General features: G+C 50.4%; 12 protein-coding genes. 8 read left to right on the top strand and 4 right to left on the bottom strand.

Annotation, left to right across the window (positions count from 1 at the left end; translation table 11 throughout):
• Positions 1 to 39 precede the first annotated feature (39 nt).
• Positions 40 to 198: a hypothetical protein gene (locus JUF22_RS10070; protein ID WP_203639234.1), complete on the top strand. Its 159-nt coding sequence runs from the start codon at positions 40 to 42 to the stop codon at positions 196 to 198.
• A gap of 105 nt (positions 199 to 303) precedes the next feature.
• Here JUF22_RS10070 and JUF22_RS10065 read toward each other — a convergent pair whose 3' ends face one another.
• Complete coding sequence (locus JUF22_RS10065; RefSeq protein WP_203639232.1) at positions 304 to 1,173, bottom strand: mechanosensitive ion channel family protein; 870 nt, start codon at positions 1,171 to 1,173, stop codon at positions 304 to 306.
• Positions 1,174 to 2,073: 900 nt separating this feature from the next.
• Between JUF22_RS10065 and JUF22_RS10060 the strand changes: the two genes are divergently transcribed.
• The gene (locus JUF22_RS10060) at positions 2,074 to 2,478 is read left to right on the top strand and encodes a DUF948 domain-containing protein (protein ID WP_203639230.1); all 405 of its coding nucleotides are present in this window, start codon (positions 2,074 to 2,076) and stop codon (positions 2,476 to 2,478) included.
• 26 nt (positions 2,479 to 2,504) lie between these two features.
• Positions 2,505 to 2,900: a hypothetical protein gene (locus tag JUF22_RS10055; RefSeq protein WP_125765763.1), complete on the top strand. Its 396-nt coding sequence runs from the start codon at positions 2,505 to 2,507 to the stop codon at positions 2,898 to 2,900.
• Positions 2,901 to 3,023: 123 nt separating this feature from the next.
• On the opposite strand, the gene JUF22_RS10050 is transcribed toward JUF22_RS10055, so the two are convergent.
• Complete coding sequence (locus tag JUF22_RS10050) at positions 3,024 to 4,121, bottom strand: M24 family metallopeptidase (protein WP_203646090.1); 1,098 nt, start codon at positions 4,119 to 4,121, stop codon at positions 3,024 to 3,026.
• 483 nt (positions 4,122 to 4,604) lie between these two features.
• Here JUF22_RS10050 and ccpA point away from each other — a divergent pair, with 483 nt between their 5' ends.
• The 4 genes from ccpA (at position 4,605) to JUF22_RS10030 (ending at position 16,821) form a co-directional block, all read left to right on the top strand.
• Complete coding sequence (ccpA, locus tag JUF22_RS10045) at positions 4,605 to 5,606, top strand: catabolite control protein A (protein WP_125765765.1); 1,002 nt, start codon at positions 4,605 to 4,607, stop codon at positions 5,604 to 5,606.
• Positions 5,607 to 6,378: 772 nt separating this feature from the next.
• Complete coding sequence (locus JUF22_RS10040; protein ID WP_203646089.1) at positions 6,379 to 7,209, top strand: hypothetical protein; 831 nt, start codon at positions 6,379 to 6,381, stop codon at positions 7,207 to 7,209.
• Positions 7,210 to 7,640: 431 nt separating this feature from the next.
• On the top strand, positions 7,641 to 12,065 hold the full coding sequence (locus JUF22_RS10035) for a leucine-rich repeat protein (protein WP_203646088.1): 4,425 nt from the start codon (positions 7,641 to 7,643) through the stop codon (positions 12,063 to 12,065).
• Between the two features lie 880 nt (positions 12,066 to 12,945).
• On the top strand, positions 12,946 to 16,821 hold the full coding sequence (locus JUF22_RS10030) for a leucine-rich repeat protein (RefSeq protein ID WP_203646087.1): 3,876 nt from the start codon (positions 12,946 to 12,948) through the stop codon (positions 16,819 to 16,821).
• A gap of 147 nt (positions 16,822 to 16,968) precedes the next feature.
• Here the strand turns inward: JUF22_RS10030 and JUF22_RS10025 are convergent, their stop codons facing one another.
• Positions 16,969 to 17,709 carry an amino acid ABC transporter ATP-binding protein gene (locus JUF22_RS10025; protein WP_275404333.1) on the bottom strand — a complete coding sequence of 247 codons (741 nt, stop codon included), beginning with the start codon at positions 17,707 to 17,709 and terminating at the stop codon, positions 16,969 to 16,971.
• Positions 17,702 to 19,177 (bottom strand): ABC transporter substrate-binding protein/permease, encoded by a 1,476-nt coding sequence (locus JUF22_RS10020; protein ID WP_203646086.1) that lies wholly within the window; start codon positions 19,175 to 19,177, stop codon positions 17,702 to 17,704. Before JUF22_RS10020 ends, JUF22_RS10025 begins: the two co-directional genes overlap by 8 nt.
• 277 nt (positions 19,178 to 19,454) lie before the next feature.
• Between JUF22_RS10020 and JUF22_RS10015 the strand changes: the two genes are divergently transcribed.
• Entirely contained in the window at positions 19,455 to 20,192 is a 738-nt protein-coding gene (locus tag JUF22_RS10015; RefSeq protein ID WP_125765772.1) for a YebC/PmpR family DNA-binding transcriptional regulator, read from the top strand.
• Positions 20,193 to 20,264 lie beyond the last annotated feature (72 nt).

Genomic DNA, 20,264 nt, shown 5'->3' with positions numbered 1-20,264 from the left:
TTGGTGGTTCGCCGTCGTTAAATGAAGGGGGAATTTCTGATGAAACTGGTTTTAGGTATCCTGATTGGGATCCTCTGGTTATTTGCGATTGGGCTAGCCTTCATGGCAGCTACCGGTGCCGGAAGTTACTGGTCATTTTTGATCCTATTTGTCCTGGCCTTGATCAGCACCATTGATTGGTGGCGGCTGGACCGCTAGGTAACTGAAAATCGCAATTAGGAAAACAGGTGATGGCCGCGGTCGTTACCTGTTTTTTTCGTGCAAAAAAAGCTTGACCCCAGAAGACTCGAGTCAAGCTTCGTGTTATTTATTCTGGAGCGTGTTGTGCGTGGGCAGGAGAATGCCAGCCTCACGAATCGCCTTGAGATAGGCGGTTAGGAAAGCGGCCTGTAAGCCAAATTGGCTACCACTCTTGGCAACCAGGTTGACCTGATAAACCAGTTCGCCGGTTGGTAACGTGACCACACCGGTGATGACGGGTTCGCCGACCACGCTGGGATGTTCCGGCAGCAGGCGGTCGTTTGTGGCATGAATAATGGCGGGTAACTTTTCGACCGGCGTCGTTGGCGCGATGGGAATATTGATGGTGGCGTGCATGTCGTTACGCGAGCGGTTGGCCACGATGGTGATGTTGCGGTTGGGGATGAAGTTGACGGTCCCATCCGCCTCGGTAACCTGCGTGGTGCGCAAGCCCATGGCTGAAACGGTCCCGGTGATCAGCCCAATTTTAACCGTGTCGCCCACGTCAAATTGTTGTTCCATCAGGATGGAAATCCCGGTGACCAAGTCGCTGACAAAACCCTGGGCACCCAGGCCTAAAGCCAAACTGAAGATCCCGGCACCAGCGACCAACGTCCCGACCGGCACACCCAAAGTGGAGAGCATGGCGTAGGCCCAGAAGAAGATAATCGTGTAGTGGAACAGATTCATCGTCAGCATGCTGATGGTCTGTAGGCGGTTGGTGGGGCCGTCTTTAGGTACCAGGTAGCGTTTGAAACTCCGGTTGAGAATCCACCGACCCACCACGTTGATCACGAAGAACAACAGGGTGAGGAAGAGGAGACTCAGAAAGCGGCTGGTAATCAGGTGCAGCACCTTTTCCCAGTCAAAGGTATTTAAATAATGTTGCAGCCACTTGGAAGAGGTGGCTGTGGTGGTTACTAGGTCCGTCACGAGACGAGCCCTCCTTTTCTTTTTTGATTTTACGGGTTAAATACGTTTTTGACATCGCCTCCGGGCTGGTGAAAATAGGCCGTGACGCTGTGGGCGCACGCCCGGAGCCAAAGGGCGGTCTCCGCGCTTACTTTGAGCCGAAGATCACGTCTCAAAGATATCAGTTGCCTAAGCGGTAAACCGCTAAGGCAACTCCCACGGCTGAGCCTATTTTCACCAGCCCTGCGGCTGACACGGATTTAGCCCGTCAATAAATTTCTTAAAGTGTTGGTTGGCAACTGTTTGTGGTTGAACAAGATGTTCGTTAGCAAGGTTGAACACACAGGATACTCATTAGTGAGGAGTCTTGAGTAAATACCGGTTTACATAATGTAAAAGAAACTGATTAGTTGTCCGATTTGATTGACCAGCCATTGATTGGTGACAGCAACTGAAACAGGGCTGACGAGTTAGTGACTCAATTAATAGTCGTTAATGCAATGTCCATCGCCCGGAGTAGGTGAAAATGAGCCAGACCGGTCAGTGTTAGTGACCAGAGGCGGGTCAAAATGCCCAGCTGTGTCGGTGGTCTTGGCTGGGGTTATTTCCCAGCCTAGCCCACGGGACAACCTTTGCGACCGCTCTTCAGGCGCAAAGTTGAGGTGAAAGCCCGCTTTTAGGCTGGAACCGGCCCCATAGCAGGGCGTTTTGAACCCGCCGCCGGGAACGGACAGACCCGCCACAGCGTCACGGCTCAATTTTCAACCTCCCGGAGGCGAATGACAGAGACCTAAGAATTAGCGCTATCCCATATTTTACTAGTCTTGTTGAATAAAACCAATCGAATTCGGGGTTTTAATTGCGTGTAAGCGCTGAGAATGCTATTCTATTGGTAAGTAACGAGCACAAGGAGGGGTTGTCATGACCGGTGGACAAGTAGCGGGCCTAATCGCGGCGATTGCGTTTTTGATTTTGGTTCTCTTCATTGGCATGTTCTTAGTAAAGATGAATAAAACATTGGGTGAGGTGAATCGCTCAATGAAGACGATGACTTCGGACGTGGACGTAATCAGCCACCAAGCCGAGGACATTATGGCAAATGCCAACGAACTGTTGGAAGACGTGAACAAGAAGGTTGCGACCATTGATCCCGTTTTCCAAGCTGCCGCTGATTTGGGTGAAAGTGTTTCTGATTTAAACACCGCCACTCGTAATTTAACCGACCGGGTAAGTGAGACCGCCAAAACGACGGCTAAGACATCACTGGCTGCCCGCGCTGGCAAGACCGTGTTTGATTTATACAAGAACCGCAGAAACAAAGAATAGTTGCTTACGGAAAGGGAGTCATGAAGATGGCAAAACACAAGTTATTAGCAGGATTAGTACTGGGTGGCGCAGCCTATGCGGCTTACCACGCCCTCGACTTGGAACAACGCGAAGCCTTAAAGGATGCCGCTCGTGACCGGTACAACGCCTTCAAGGACCGCGCTGTCGACTACGCATTTTACGCAGCCGATGCCGCCGACGACTTCAAGGAAGCCTTAGACGACCGGTTGGCCGGTAAGAACGATGCGCCAGCTTGGCGGAACACGGATGCCGATGAAACGGCCGAAGATGAAGACGACGATATCGTCTTGAGCAGCGACCAGGTTCCTGATTTACCTAGTGAAGACGCCGATGCCGCTGATGAAGCCGACAACGACGAAACGCCCGCTAGCGACGAACCAACGGCGGACAAGCCTGTTTAATTTAAACAAAGACTAGTTAGGAGTTGCGACTGCGGTCGTGGCTCTTTTTATTTTGCCGGTGAAAAGAAAAAGTTCCCGCAACTTTCAACGTGAAAGGCGAGAACTTATTTGTTGATCATTTAATTACCCAACGTAAGTTAATTCCTTAGAGGTGTGGGTGAATGGTAAGCTGCCATCGGCCGTGACGTGGACACAGTCTTCGATCCGGACGCCGGCGACACCTGGGATGTAGATCCCAGGTTCGATGGAGAAGCACATGCCGGGTTCGAGAACCAGGTCGTTGCCTTCCATGATGGATGGGAATTCATGATCGCTCATGCCCATCCCGTGGCCCAACCGGTGAATGAAGTATTCGCCGTAGCCGGCCTTGGTGATGATGTCGCGGGCAATCTTGTCGAGTTCAGCGGCGGTCATGCCAGGCTTAACGGCGGCTTGGGCAGTCAATTGGGCTTCCAAACAAACGTCGTAGATTTCCAACTCTTTGGCCGTTGGGGTGCCTAAAGCAACCGTCCGGGACGCATCGGAAATGTAGCCATCGTAGACCGTTCCCAGGTCAAACAGCACCAGTTCGTTGTTCTGGAACTTGGTGTCGTTGGTGGCACCATGGGGTTCTGCGGCATGGGCGCCGGCTTGAACCAGGCTACCGAAGGACATTTCCATAATGCCTTCTTGCATCAAGGCGTATTGGAGTTCGGCAACGGCGGATTGTTCCGTCTTACCGGCCTTAACTGCGGCAAAGCCGTGTTCAAAGGCGAAGTCGTCCCACTTACCGGCGATTTCCAACTTCTTGATTTCTTCGGCCGACTTGATCAAACGCATGCGTTCGATGAAGCTGGTGATATCCAAATCAAATTTAGGATTGTCGAATTGGGCAGCCAAGGCTTCCATCCGGGCAACCTGAAGTTGGCCCTTTTCCAACGCGATGTGGTCGGGGTTGACGTGGCGTTGCTTGACTTGAGCGGCAATCATTGCCCAGGGGTTCTCGTGGTCCAAGTAACCAACGACGGGGAACTGCCAGCCGGTTGCCTTAATCACTTCGACCTCTAAGGCTGGTGCGAAGATGAATGGGTCTTGGTCTGGGAAAATGACCAGGGCTAATACCCGTTCGATCGGGTCACTCCCAAAGCCAGTGAGATACTGGATAGTTTTGGGATTGCTGAGGTAGGTCATACTAGCGTGTTGTTCTGCGGTCCATTGCTGAATTTGTTCGAGTTTAGTCATTCAATCACCCCTTTAAAAGATGTGTTAATTATAGCATAAGCCAGAGACTAGTTGCACTCGTGAAAAGGACTGCCGCGTCCCGCAAAATGTCGCGCGGAAATCGGGCCGGTCGCGGGCGTAAAGTGCTGGGATATCAGGGCAGGCTGATGTTGGCATAATTGAAATTATATAATGAAAAATATAAATTAGCTATCTCTCATAATTCAAGCGAATAAGGTCGGATTAATTTTTTATCACCCGCTAATTGATTTTGTTTTCTGTAAACGGCTTAACAACGCGGTTAAAGTGACCTATAGTAAACAATATCAGGGCCAAAGATTCTACCGTATGGGGAGATGTGCCTTGAAAATTCGATGAAATTAAGGTATTCTTTGATATGAAAGCGTTTTCAATGTTGCGTCCCTGATTGACTTTCTGTATACTGGTCAAGTTGCTTGAAAACGAATGAAAACAAACCAAAACAAGGAAGAAAGGGCTATCGCTATGGAAAAACAAACAGTTACAATTTACGATGTGGCACGGGAAGCGGCGGTCTCCATGGCCACCGTCTCGCGGGTCGTCAATGGAAATCCCAACGTCAAGCCAGCTACACGAAAGAAAGTGCTTGAGGTCATTGACCGTCTTGACTACCGGCCAAACGCCGTTGCACGAGGCTTAGCAAGTAAGAAGACCACGACGGTTGGGGTCATCATCCCAGACGTCACCAACATCTACTTCTCATCACTGGCGCGAGGCATCGATGATATTGCCATGATGTACAAGTACAACATTATCTTGACCAACTCCGATGAAAACGGCGGCAAGGAAGTTCAAGTGCTGAACACCTTGATGGCTAAGCAAGTTGATGGCATCATTTTCATGGGTAATCAGGTGACCGATGAGCTTCGCGAAGAATTCAAGCGTTCTAAGGCACCCGTTGTCTTGGCTGGTTCCGTGGATTCTGAAAAGGCGCAACCTAGTGTCAACATCGACTATGTAGCCGCTGTGGCGGAAGCCGTTAAGAATTTGATTGATCACGGCAATGAAAAGATTGCCTTCGTTTCCGGCTCCATGGACCAAGCCATCAACCACGATTACCGGTTGAAAGGCTACAAGAAGGCCTTGAAGGACGCAGGGATTGCTTACGATGACAAATTGGTCTTTGAAACGGACTACACGTACAAGGCGGGCCAATCATTGGAACCAGCCTTGAGCGCAGTGGGTGCCACGGCTGCCTTTGTCGGCGACGACGAACTGGCTGCTGGCGTGATGAACGGCTTAACGGATGCCGGCATCGACGTTCCTGGCGAATTTGAAGTCATCACCAGCAACGATACGAAGCTGACTGAATTGGTTCGGCCTAAGATGAGTTCTATCACACAACCTTTGTATGATATTGGTGCCGTTGCCATGCGTCTACTGACGAAGCTGATGAACAACGAAACAGTTGAAGAGAACACCGTTATCTTGCCTTACGGGTTAATGAAGCGGAGTTCGACTAAATAAGCGTCATGAAAAGGTTCCGGAACCCGTTTCCAGAACCTTTTCATATACATAATTTTTGTTTTAGTGAAAACTGTGTTGGTACGCGGTTGCGTGTGTTGTTCGTTCCCGGCGGCGGATTCAAAAAGCCCTGCTGTGGGGACCGGTTCCAGCCGAAGTGCGGTCTGGAACCTCGACTTTGAGCCATAGAGCGGTCTCAAAGGTCGTCCCGTGCTCTAAACTGAGAAAAGCGCTCAGTTAAGACCACCGACACAGCTGGTCATTTTGATCCGCCTCTGGTCACTGACACTAGCCGTGTTGGCGCAGTTTCACTAGCTTTGTGGTAGAGAACGGTTTTATAGCAATATCATTGTTGGCTGAGGCCAGTTACTGATTGGACTCAAGTTGCTGAGACAGCTTGTGATATGGATAAAGTCAAACTGTAGCATGTTGCTGAGTGTCTATCGATGGGGCTATGTTAGCCGTAGGAAGCCAGGAACGTAGCCAGCTGTGTCGATGGTGTTAGCTGGTGATTTTTCCAGCTTACAGCATGGGACGACTTTGAAGACGTGTGGTTTACACGGCTTTAAAGCGAGACGGAGGACCGGTTCTCAGGCCGCAGTCGTTCCCCACAGCAGGCGGAGTCCCTGGAAGCCGGAGGCGGACAGCCCCATCCATGGTACAGTGGGGAACAATTGTGTAAGATTTTGCCCAATTAAGCTGCTCTTAACCAATCTGAAATTTAGATGTGCTACAATGATAAGCAAATCATATTGGGTAACGGGAGGTGGTTCTTATGAGTGAAAATAGTCGCATGGCGCGCTACCACTCAGATGAAGAACCGGAACCACAACAAGCACCACAAACAACTGAAACGTATCAACGGCGCCCAGCCTTGGCCCGGTGGGTGGCTTTTCTAATCTTATTATTGACGGTCAGTGCGGGCCTGAAACTCACCGTGTTTAACGCCAACTATACGGCGGGCGTGGTGTCACGGTCGTCGGTTGGTGAAAAAGTCATCAATCACGTCAATGATGATCTGCAAAACCTGGGGGTCTCCGGGGCGCCGGTCACGTCTAGTCTGATGCAACCGTATTTGGCCATGGGCGTTGCCAAGCTCTACGGGGAAACGGTCGATACGCCGGTTGACACCACGGACCTGTCTGCCGCCATTAGCACGCAGGCTCAAACCATGGGGGTAACCGCGACGGCGGGGATGACCGCGGCCATCGCTAAGCAGGCGAAAAAACGGGCCCAGGCGGCGTTTAGCACGTCTGCCATGTCCCGGGCTGCTATTCAGGTGCAACGGGCCAAGAAGATTAATTTTGCGGTCCTCCTGGGGAGCATCCTGCTGCTGATTGTCACGTTCTTCTATGCCTTCAGTGTGCATCACGTGTTTGCGAGCCTGGGTTCCGGCATGACGGTGGGTGGCTTACTGACTGGTCTGGTCGGCGTCGGCGGTTACTTCTTCTTGCCGTACGTGGTGACGAGTGCTAGTAAAAGTGCAGCCAGTTTGTTGACCACAATTGGTCGTAGCGGTCTCGGCGTCGTTATTTTCGCCGGCATGGCGGAAATCGTGATTGGCCTGGTCATCATGCTGGGTCACCGAACATTCCGAAAAGAATAGGTGTTAGTCGAGGAGCTGGGTGAAAACCGCGGCTCCTTTTAATTTTTGTCAAATAGGCATTTAGTGATGGTCTGTAAGCTGGGCACATCGCTGAATGTCTTTTCATTTGCAAATTTTTTACTGAAAACGATGTACCCCATGTCGAATTGGTTAAGTGGTAATTCTTTTTATTAGATTGACTTTTATTTAAATTATTTGTTGACGGGCGCAATTCTTGGGGATAAAATATGGATAACTTTAATGTATAAATGGAAAGAACCACCGAACAAATGGCTATCTAACAGCGTTTAAAAAACGATTTGGCGCCACAAATTAAGATTAGTAGTATTGATTGATTTGGGCGTTAAAATATCAGGGCAGCATGCGGACCGAGAAATTGGGTAGATGTTCAGTGGGAGTGGCCATCCCCGCCTTAAGAGGAGTAAGAAATCGTGCAAGAGAAAAAACATTATAAGATGTACAAGGATGGGAAACATTGGGTTGTCGCAGCTGTGACCGTTGCCGCCATGGGACTAGGAACCATGATTGGCCAAGGCACCGTTGCCCACGCCGAGACGGCATCGGCAGGGACGGACAGTAGTCAACCAGCGACCGGGACGCAAACGACGACGGGTTCGACCGCAACTTTGAAAACTACTGGGGCGGCTGAAGAGACCTCAGCAGAAAAAGAGTCGCAGCCGGGAACTGAGACGACTGGTGAGAAAGATACTGAAACGAGTGGTCTGAATCAAGGGATTAAAGAAGTGACGAACGATACTGAAGCTGCGTCAGGCTCAGATGCCGGTTCAGGAGTGGACTCAGATACGGGTAAAGACGTAAATTCAGATAAAAACGTAAATTCAAATACGGAAACAAATACAGATACAAACTCAGATACAGATAAGCAAACGACCGATACCGATTCGCAGGTAGCGGCTAAGGAAACGTCTGACACCAAGGTCGTTGTGGACGAATCAGCTCAGAATAATGATAGTGAAAAAGCTGACGAGAACGCTGTGAACAACACGCCATCGGACCAACTGGCTGACGACACAGCATCTGATTTAGACAAAAATGGGACTGACGTCAATCAAATCAACCAAGACGGTTTGGATGTCAACAGTTTAGAAGACGTCAAAGTGTCCGACTTAGCAGGTTCATTACTGCAAATGTCAGCTGGTAAGTTGGGCATGATGAAAGCCATGGCCCTTTCGGCTGATGTACCAACGACTGACAGTAATTTTTCGTATACCTTCAATGATGATGGCACGGCGACGGTTAATGGGGTCATCAATACGGTGGACTCGACCACGCTGACAATCCCGGGGACGGCGGTCAACCAGAAAAATAACCAGACTTATACGGTGACAGCTATTTCGAGTGGGGCCTTTGCCAGCAGTACGTCTAAGACAGATAATGTGACGACCGTTGTGATTGGTGACGGCATCAAGAGCATTGGTGACGATGCCTTTGCTTACCTGAAAAATCTGCAGGTGGTCGATCTTAGTGAGAATCACACGTTGGAAACAATCGGCAAGCAGGCGTTTGTTAGTACGGGGGTGACGTCCTTAACGTTACCGGAAACGGTCACTAGTATTGATGATCAGGCCTTTCTGTATGATAACTTAACCACACTTGATTTAAGCCAAGCCACGCAGCTACAAACGATTGGCAACGAAGCCTTCTTGGGCAGCAAATTTGATTCCTTAGTCTTGCCTGACAGTGTCACGACTATTGGTGATCAGGCCTTTCAGTTCAACAGCAATCTGACAAATGTAAAGCTCTCGCAAAGTTTGACCAAGATTGGGGATTCTGCCTTTGCCAATGATAATCAGCTTGCGGATGTGGACCTTTCCGTGGCGCCAAATTTGGCTAGCATTGGGCAAAACGCTTTTGCCGGCGCTAAGATTACCAGTCTTAACCTCAGCGGCGTGACGTCAATTGGGGCGGGGGCCTTTAAGGATAACCAGGATTTGACCACGGTAACCTTGGGCTCTAACGTGAAAGAAATTGGGGAGTCAGCATTTAATGGCGATAAGAATTTAACGACGCTGAACGTTCCGAGTGACAGTCAATTAACCACCATTGATGCCAGTGCCTTTTATGGGACCGGTTTAACGGCTGTGCACTTCCCAGCTACCTTGACTTCAATCGGGACCGCAGCCTTTGAATCGAACACCGATTTGGCCGATGTCACGTTTGCTGGTCAGGCGGCGAACGACGACCTCACCATTGGGGAAGACGCGTTTGCTTATGACGGGCATATTGTGAACCTGACTTTGCCAGCGAACCTGGTGACGATTGGCAAGGAAGTTTTTGCCGCAGATAATTTAAAGGATGCCGCTGGGAATACAATTGGTGGGCTGAAAACGGTGACCTTTGCCGATGGCAGTCGACTGACAACTGTGGGCGACAGCGCGTTTGTTTATGACACGGTTTTGGAAGATATTACTTTGCCAGATAGCGTGACGGCGATTGGCACGCAAGCCTTTTTAGCTAATTCAGCGCTGAAGAGTTTCACCTTGCCAGCGAGCCTCCAAAGTATTGGTAATAACGCTTTTACCTATGATGATGGGCTCAAGACGGTGGACACTAGCAAGGCAAATCAGCTTGAAAAAATTGGTAACGGGGCCTTTGAATATTCTGGGGTCACGGGGTCTGGTCAAACGGATGCCGATGGTAATCCAATTTTTGTGATGCCAACCAACACCCAGACAATTGGGAACTATGCGTTTGCTGGGAGTCAATTAAAGCAAGTGACCTTTAATGATGGCCTTCAGTCGATTGGTGAAGGCGCCTTTACCTACAATGAACTGGATGGCAGTCTCGATTTGCCAGATTCAGTGACAACTGTCGGGACGAAAGCCTTCTATGGGAATCAAATCAAGGGGGTCACAGTCCCATCGGCAGCGAATGTTGGGGAAAGTGCCTTTGATTATAACCGGATTGTCCAGCTGTCAACGAGTGCAGATAACGGGGCAGTTGCTTTGAACCAATTTGCGGCTTATTTTGGTAATTCTAAGAATGTGACGATTGATACGTTATTTGATACGCAAGTTGGCGATTTAACCAATAAGAACCTGGTCGTTGATGCTACTTCCCTGACCAATGGCGTGACATACAATCAGGCGGATGGCACTTTCAGTATTCCGGCAGGGACAGCTGGCTTTAAATTCAATTGGTCTCTGCCAGGTACAGATGGCACTAACCTCTATGGTGGGTCCTACCAAGTTGTCTTGAATGATCCAGTGATTAAGGTCGTAGATGGGCAAGCATGGTACAAGGATAATTGGACCCCTGCGGATAACTTTATTAGTGCTAAAACACTAGATGGTAAAGTTATAGATCTTAGTGACTTAACTGTGACAGCTGCGAAAGTAACAGGAGACTCTGTTCCGGTTGATCAGGTAACACAAACGCCAGGGACTTATCTTATCACCTATAGTTATAAGGGTGACGATGCGCAAACAATTACTTTGACTGTTTCTAAGCGACAAGGAACCTACACGTTGACGGGCAATCAAACGGTTCAGTATACAGGAACCACGCCAAATCTGGTTGTGGCAGATGGTAACTATCAAGTTGCGATGTCCGATGGGTTTGTGTACACGGTCAAGGATGACGATTTAGAGGTTGTCCCAACTGATGATACAGCCACTCGTACAGCAACCAGCAACCTGCCAAATGTGGGGACCTACCGGGTGCAACTGAAAAAATCAGCGATTGATCGGGCGATGGGTGAAGCAGCCTCTGCGGAGCTTTTTGAATGGACGGATAAGAATTCAACGGCAACGTTGACCATCACGCCAGCCAAGGTAACCGTAGCTGTTAAAGGTGATCAGATTGACGGCACTACGCAGTTAACTAAGGTTGCCGGAACCCAAGATCCAACACCAACGTTTGTGGTGACGGCCGACGATGATGAAACGCAAACGCCACTGACTAACTTCCCCTTAACCATTGACTATACTCGGGAAAAGGGTGAATATGTTGGAGCGTATAATTACACGCCACTGATTCACGGCACTGACGCGGTACCTGCGTCTAACTTTGACGTCACCTACCTACCGGCAAAGTTAACCATCACGCCGGCGCAAGTAACGGTGTCTGGTAAGGATCACACCATGACGGTGGGGGATGCGACGCCAACGGCCGCAGACTTCGGCGCCACGGGGACGGATGAAAATGCCCAAGCTGTGTCAGCTGATAAGATTGCCGTAGATTTGAGCAAGGCTGACCTGACCAAGGCCGGCGATTATCAAGTCACACTCAGCTATGGTGAAAAGACATTCCCAGTCACTTTACACGTTAAAGCGGCCACAACCGGCGGCGATAACGGCAATTCTGGCAATCAGACCGACCCGGACACGGGCAACGGTGGTGGCACGACGACTGAGCCAACCGCACCGACGAAGCCGGTTAAACCAACCACACCGGTCAAGCCGACGAAGCCAGTAACGCCAACGAAGCCTGTGACACCAGCTAAGCCGACCCCTGGTCAGAGTGGTGATCAGTACATCGTTAGCGAGACGGGGACACATGAAAATGTCTCCGCTGGGACATCCGGTGAACACGATGTGCAACAGTTCTTGGTGAAGTCCGGTTGGGCGGCCGCCATGGTTCAAGTGGTTGACGACACGCCAACGACCAGTCACCAGACTGCGCCGACACGGTTAGCTAAGGCAACCACGGCAACCGCACCAGTCACTACCAAGCGAAACCAAGGCACGACCGCAACGTCAACCACGGACACGGACCAACCAGCAACTGCTGAGCTCCCCCAAACGGGCGACGCGCAAACCCCATGGTGGGCTATGTTGGGCACCTTACTGGGCGGATTGAGCCTGGTCGGTTGGCAACGGAAGCGTCATGAATAAACCGCGTTAAAAGTGATTAAATTTAAAGCAACGCCTCATCAGAGAAACTCAGCCAGATTAACCGCTGACTTCTCTGATGGGGCGTTTTTGCGTTCACTGTCAGGCAAATTGGCGCCTCTTCTTGATTGAAAAAAGTGACAGGCTCCATTGATGCCTCCTGATTTTCTAATCTTGTTGGGGCGTTCACATTAATTTGTCATTTTGAGCAAGCGAGTCGGAAAATTTAGGTGGATAAAGGACTGAGACGGTCGATGATTTCGATGACTAGAAATCTAAAGATTGATTTATCAAGGGATAGCCGATAGTTTGCACAGAAACCGTTTTAGACATGAACTAAAGGTCATCTTGAAATGAAATAGCTGGCCAGAGAGAGAACAATGTGCAATTTATATTTTGTCAAAAAACTAGATTAATTGAATTTTAATAGTCAACAAAAATACCGTTACAAAGCGACTTCAGACTATTATTTCATTTGATAATATGCTATAGTAACGCCATATAACAAAGCAAAAAGTAGACACAATGTCCTAAAATCAATCGGCGTTTAAACGCCGATTGATTGCGAGCCAAGAGTGCTAACTAGGAGCCTAAGTGGCGGCTTGCTTCATCGTGAGTGCGACCTTTAAATCATGGGATTGGGGACTATTGTGTTGAAATAATTTTCAAATGAACAGTAGATAGGGATTTATAAAGTTGAGGAAAATGATTAGTGACTTGGTAAGGCTTAGAGCCCAACTTGATGGCATAAGTTGGGTTTAGTTGCACTCATTGGTTGAGGCGCTAAAATGCTCAGTAAAGGATTGAGCCAGCCGGTCATTTAGTTGTTGATAGACAGGCTTTGGGGGACATGAGACTCCAATGGTGAGAGGGGCAAACAACGATGCAAACAAAACAACACTACAAGATGTATAAGGATGGCAAGCACTGGGTCTTCGCAGCGATTACGGTCGTTGCGGTTGGCTTGGGAACGCTGGTTGGGCAAGAGACGGCCCAAGCGGATACGGCGCCAGCCAGCAATGACAACGTGAGCCAGCAGAGTTCGGGGTCGGACAAATTGACGGAGAAAGTCGTGCCAATTGCCAACCCAACGAGCGACGCTGAAAATGCAAGCGCTGCCGTGGCGGGTACGGTTACAAAGAACAATGACACGACTGGAAATGGCTCAGAAGCGGGTGCCGGAACCGGGACTGAAGCTGGGACACCAGTGGACGATGGCGACACCACTACTGGCAGTGAATCGGTAAGTGGTGCTGGTCAAGAAAACGTCGAATCTGGTAGCCAGGATGATCATCAGTCGGCTGCGGGTGAAGAAGCCGCACCCACTAATACGGAAAATGAGGAACAGTCACAGGAGAAAACCGGTGATGGCTCGACTGGCGGCGTGAAAACGGAGTCACCAGCTTCCGATACAGACAATCAAGAAAAATCGAATGATCAGTCAGCTTCAGGGACTGGGTCAGACAACGATGCCACGAATCATGATCAAAAATCTGATCAGTCCGGCGACACACCAGTTCAATCAGTATCCGCGGTCAGCTTTTCAGCACCGAAAATGGCCCGAGTCGCCCTACCTGTGACGGACCAAAGCAATTTCCAGTTTGACTATGATGATGCCACTGGGACGGCGACACTGCTGACGCTGAATAACCAGGCTTTGTCGGGGACCGTTGTGATTCCAACGACTGTGACCAATGGTGGTAAAACCTACAACGTGACGGCAATCGGGGACGGGGCGTTCTACAACCAACCAGACCTAACAGAAAACATCACGGGTCTGGTGATTGGGGACGGCATCACGTCAATTGGTGACTATGCGTTCGGGTATCTGAACAGTATTAAGGTCGTTGATTTAAGTGAGAATCATACGTTAACGAACATTGGCGAAGGAGCCTTTCTCAGTAGTAGTATTACCGACCTGGTCTTACCGGCGACCGTGAAAACGATTGGGGCTAGTGCCTTTGAATACAACACGCAACTGGCCAACGTCGACTTCAGTCAGGCGACCCAGTTAGAAAGCATTGGCGACCTCGCTTTTGCCGGGGATGAGTCCTTGACGAGCTTAAATATCCCAACGTTGACGACCATGGGAACGGCGGCCTTTGCCGGCACAACGAGTCTTAAGAGCCTGACATTAGGCGACGGGGTCCTTCAGATTGGGGATAACGCCTTTTCAAGTTACCAAAGTGGGGATGTCAGTTTTGACCCCGACACGGCCCTGACTTCGGTCGATTTTGGCAACGGCTTACAGACGATTGGCAACTACGCCTTCACGTACGATGGCGGCATCACCACGCTGAACCTACCAGCCAGTCTGACCAGCATCGGTGACTACGCGTTCGGTGCCATGACGACCAAGGACGCTACGGGCACCACGGCCGGCGGTTTGACCACGGTCAACTTTGCCGATGGCAGCCGGTTGACCACGATTGGCAACTCGGCGTTCATCTATGACACCATGCTGGCCAACATCACCTTACCCGCCAGCTTAGTGAGCATTGGCGACCAAGCCTTTCTGGCGAATTCCTCGCTGAAAAGTATCAAATTACCGGCCAGCCTGGTTACGATTGGGGCTAATGCCTTTACCTACGATTCTAAATTAACGTCCGTGGACACCAGTGAAGCCACGGCACTCACCACGATTAAGAGTGGGGCGTTTGAATACGCTGGTCTGACAGGGAGCTTAACCTTGCCACCAGCCTTAACGACCATCGGCGACCTGGCCTTTGCCGGGAACCGTTTGGAATCATTGACGGTCAATGCGAATCTCACGACGATTGGCACGAGCGCCTTCACCTACAACGCCCTGGGCGGTCAGCTGGACCTCAGTAACCCGGCGCTCACCACGATTGGCAAGCAGGCGTTCTTCGGCAATCAACTGGCGGGTGTTCAGGTTGCAACGTCGACAAAGGTCGGTGCCAATGCGTTTGACTATAACCGGTTGACCAGCCTGACTGCAGCGGGTGACATGGCGATTCTGGCCCAAAACCAGACGGCCACCATCTTCACGAGTAAGGCTAAATTAAATTCAATCGATGATCTGTTTGACGTTGCTGTTGGTGACCTCAAAAACACTGATTTAACCTTGACCAAGTTGTCTAACGGCGTGACCTACAGCAATGGCAAATTTACCATTCCGGATAGCGTGGAGAACTTCACGTTTGCCTGGACACTGACCGACAGCACCGGCGCTACTTACACAGGAAACTACCAAGTCGTCTTGAATGACCCGAAGATTCAAGTGGCCAACTCAACGGTTTGGTATGGCGATGGCTGGCAACCAACGGACAACGTGGTTAGCGCCGTGATGACTAACGGTGAAAACATTCCTTTAGACCATCTGGTGGTCACGATTACCGATGCCAAGGGAGCTAGCGTTGATGCTAATCAGGTGACGCAGAACGCGGGCGTTTACAACGTGACTTACAGCTACGAAGGCGTTGATTCCTCGACGGCTCAGGTGACCGTTATCAAGCGGGAAGCTAGCTACAGCCTGTCCGGCAACGCCACCGTTACGTATACTGGCCAAGCGCCGGTCTTTGACGCATCGCAGTACACGTTGACGTTGTCCGATGGGTTCGTGTACACCCTGAAGAGCGGGGATTTAATCGTCACACCGTCTGGCGAAACGAGCACGTCTAAATTTAACGGCAAGACCTCAGCCTTGACGGCGGCCTCTCTGCCAAACGTGGGGACGTACCAGGTCAGCCTCGACCCAGACGCCATTGCCCGGGTTCAAGCGGAAGCGCCCGCCAGCGATTACTACGACTGGACCGATAATGGGACCGACGCGACGCTGACCATTGTGGCGGCACCACTGACGGTCAACGTTGCCAGTGCTACCAAGGATGCCGGTACCGCTGATCCAACGCCTGTCTTTACGGTGACCGATAGCAAGGGCGACGCGATGACGACTTCTGGCCTGCAAGTGACGCGGGTGCCTGGCGAAACAGCTGGCGACTACGCTTATCTGCTGGATACCAGCCAGTTGGACGCAAACTACATGGCAGCTAACGTCGCCCTTGGCAAATTGACCATCAATCCGGTTGCGGCAACGTTGACCGGGAGTGACTACACCATGCAGGTGAATGGCACTGCGCCAACACTTGCTGATTTTAAGGCCGCGGCAACGGATACCAATGCGTTACCGGTTGCCGACAGCGAGCTGACCCTGGATATGGGGGATGCGGACACGACTAAGGCCGGTGATTACACCGTGACACTCCATTACGGTAACTTGACCAAGACGGTGACGCTTCACGTGGTTGCCCCAACCACGGGCGGCGGAGGCGGCACCACGAATCCTGGTAACGGGGGCGACCCAGATATCACGGATCCAACCGACCCGACCGACCCAACCGATCCCGTTAAGCCCGTTGATCCAGCCAAACCGACAGATCCCGACGATGTGCACAAGGTCATTAGCGACCAGGGTGTTCATAAGAAGGGGGCCGGAGCAACCATCAACGTGCAGGCCAAAAAGAGTGCCCAGAAGACGCTTGAACGTTACAATGGCGGCATTGGTGCCGCGATTACGGGTGACCCAGCAACGGGGACCCTGCACCACGGTGGGGATGGCGCGTTGATTACGCCAACCACCACAACTGCTAATAAGTCGGCCGCACAGCCAGTTGTCGCACCTGTCACGAAGACAACGTTGCCACAGACTAACGAGGCTCCGACAACCTGGTGGGCAGCCTTAGGCGTTTTGCTAGGCGCCCTCGGTCTTGCAGGATTGAAGAAACGTCGTCATGAATAAATTAAGTTAGTCGTTATCACGAAAAAAGAGGACCGTTCACGAGACAAAATCGTGAACGGTCCTCTTTGACTTGCCCTTGTGAGAACGAGAATCAGATAGAAAAAATGCTCGCCGGCGCAAGGTCGACGAGCATTTTTAAGCAGTTATTTACATCAGAATCTTAGATAAGAAGTCTTGTGCCCGTTCCGTTTGGGGATTACTGAAGAAGTCGTCCGGGGTACTGTTTTCTTGAATGTAGCCATCGGCCATGAACCAGACGCGGTCGGCCACGGACTTGGCAAAGCCCATTTCGTGGGTGACTACGACCATCGTCATGCCTTGTTCGGCCAATTGTTGCATAACGCTCAGCACTTCACCGACCATTTCGGGGTCCAGGGCAGAGGTTGGTTCATCGAACAGCATGACCTTGGGATCCATGGCCAGGGACCGCGCGATGGCAACCCGTTGTGCTTGACCACCGGAGAGGCTGGCAGGGAAGGCGTCGGCGTGGTCGTCTAAGTTGACCTGCTTGAGAAGTTCATGGGCCCGCTTAGTTGCTGTGGCGTCATCCACGTGCTTGACCTTCATGGGCGCCAGCTTGATGTTTTCGAGCACAGTCATGTTCGGGAAGAGGTTGAAGCTCTGGAAAACCATCCCCATTTGTTCCCGCAACTCGTTGACACGCTTGGTATCCAGGGTCGTCAGATTTTCACCGGCGAAGTCGACCTCTCCAGAGGTGGGCGTTTCCAGTAAGTTCAAGCACCGCAGGAAGGTTGATTTCCCACTACCTGAAGGACCAATAACGACGATGACTTGGCCAGGGGTGACTTGTTCCGTAATATCTTTTAAGACTTGGTTTTTGCCAAAGTTTTTGGCGAGATCTTTAACCTCAATAATTGGTTTAGTCATGTTGCATTCTCCTTTCGAAGTAGTTCAGAATCCGAGAAGCCGTGAACGTCAAGATGAAGTAGAGCACCATGATGACGGCGATTGGGGCAACCCCCCGGTAAGTGTCAGAACGCACAATGTTGCTTTGGAAGATCAGTTCGGAGACCCCAATGATGGAGACGATGGAACTGTCCTTGATCAGGGTGATAAATTCGTTTCCGAGTGATGGCCAGATGTTCTTTAGGGCTTGTGGTAAGACGACGTAGCGTAAGGTGGCACCGCTGGACATCCCCAGGCTCCGGGCAGCTTCCGTTTGACCGTTGTCCACGGAGTTGATTCCTCCACGGATGTATTCGGCCACGTAAGCCCCAGAGTTCAAGGAAATGGCGATGATCCCGGAAGTTAAGGCGGGGAGGTTAACGATGAGTCCTAGGCCAAAGTAAACGAACATGACTTGGACCATCATTGGCGTGCCCCGGATAAATTCAACGTAGGCCGTTGCCAACCACCGTAGGGCCGTTTTGAAGACGCCGCCGCGGGCCATCCGTGCCAGGGATAAGAGCACCCCTAAGATAAACCCGAAGAAGACGGAGCAGACGGTGATGATTAAGGTGTATTCGATCCCAGTCAGGAAGGCTTTCCAGTAGTGGAACATGCTGGTGTTAACCGTGTTGGTCTTTAAGTATTTCCCAGCAGCGGGCAGGTAAGCCTTGTTGACGAGGTTCTGTTGCTTAATCTGGTCAACGGACTTGTTGGCCTTGTTGACTAAGGCCGTGGAGCCCTTAGCGAAGGCAACGGAAGCACTGGTATCCGAAGCGCTTAAATTAAAGTCACTGGGAATAGCGGCAAGTTCCTTGTTGTTGGCCACGTAGGCTTGCGCAGAAGGCTTTTCCATCGCGACCCCTTGGATCTTGTGGCTTTGCAGCGCCAAGATCAGGTCGGACACGGAGGTCATTCCTTTAACGGTCGTACCACTGGTTTGCTTCTTGGATTCGTTGTACATGGTCGACCCGGTTTGCGCCCCAATGGTCTTGCCAACGAAGGAATCTTTGTTCTTATAAATACCCTTGTCACTCTTGTTGATGACGATGCTGTACCCACCTTGGTAGTAGGTGTGGGTGAAGGCCACGTTTTTCCGCCGAGCGGGCGTGGGGTTCATCCCGGAGATAACCATGTCGACTTTCCCCGTTTGTAAAGCAACTAACAAGGAATCAAACGACATCGACTTCACGACGAGCTTGACGCCCATGTCCTTGGCAATCTTTTGGCCGACGGCAACGTCCATCCCGACAATCTTGGTCTTGCCGTGAACGGTTGCCTGGAATTCATAAGGTGGATAATCGGGCGAGGTCCCCATGACCAGCGTCCCCTTTTTCTCAATCTTTGTCAGTGAGTTGTCGGTGGCAGCGTTCGCCGTCGTGGTTAGGGCGGTGAAGCCGGTGACCAGCGCCAACAGCAGAGCAAAGAATAATATCAATCTCTTCTTCATATAAAAGCTCCTCAATATTTTTTGATGTTGCTAACGAGTATAGCAGGACTCGATTATTTATACAAGAATTATTTTGAAAAAGGTGGTTTTATACATAATCTATTCTTTTGAAATTCGTGAAAACACTGTTTTAAAGGGGAAGGGTGATAACGTTTATACATTTTTTGTTGTATAGATAAATAGTGAGCTTGCCAATTGAATGAAAGCGGAGTAAGTGCTAATATGAACAGTGTCTGTTTTATACGGATATATAAAACTTTAGAAAAGAGGAGTTACGATGTCAGGACATTCTAAATGGCATAACATCCAGGGCCGGAAAAATGCTCAGGATGCAAAACGTGGAAAAATCTTCCAAAAAATCTCACGTGATTTGTACCAAGCTGCAAAAGCAGGTGGTCCTGATCCCGACGGTAACCCTCAACTTCGTTTGGAAATGGACAAAGCGCGGGCAGCTAACATGCCTAAGGACAACATCAAGCGGGCTTTAGATAAGGCCTCTGGTGTTGGTGGCGCTAAGTTCGAAGAAATCACCTACGAAGGCTACGGTCCAGCCGGGACAGCAATCATGGTTGCTGCCTTAACGGATAACAAGAACCGGACGGCTGCGGCTGTTCGTTCTGCCTTCACGCACCATGGTGGTGCATTGGGTGCAGCCGGTTCCGTTTCATACATGTTTGATCGTAAGGGTTACATTGTCATCTTACGTGATGGCTTGGATACGGATGAAGACACGATGTTGATGGATGCTTTAGACGCCGGGGCAGATGACATGCAGACCACGGACGACGAGTTCAAGATCTTCACGGATCCACAGAGTGAAATCAGTGCCCGTGATGCATTACAGGCCAAGGGTTACAAGCTGGACACCGCTGAAGTGCGGATGTTCCCACAAAACACGACCGAAGTACCAGAAGCTAAGGCTCCGCAATACCAAGGTTTGATTGAAGAACTCGAAGACAACGACGATGTTTCTGATATTTATGAAGCAGCCGTTTTGCCTGAAAGTGTTGAATAGATTTTTTCGAAATAACGTTCACTTCGGTGGGCGTTATTTTTTTTGCCTTTTTTTCAAAAATAAAAAACATTT

Source organism: Levilactobacillus lanxiensis (assembly GCF_016861655.1).
Taxonomy (GTDB): Bacteria; Bacillota; Bacilli; order Lactobacillales; family Lactobacillaceae; genus Levilactobacillus; species Levilactobacillus lanxiensis.
This window is presented reverse-complemented; position numbering and strand designations above follow the sequence as displayed.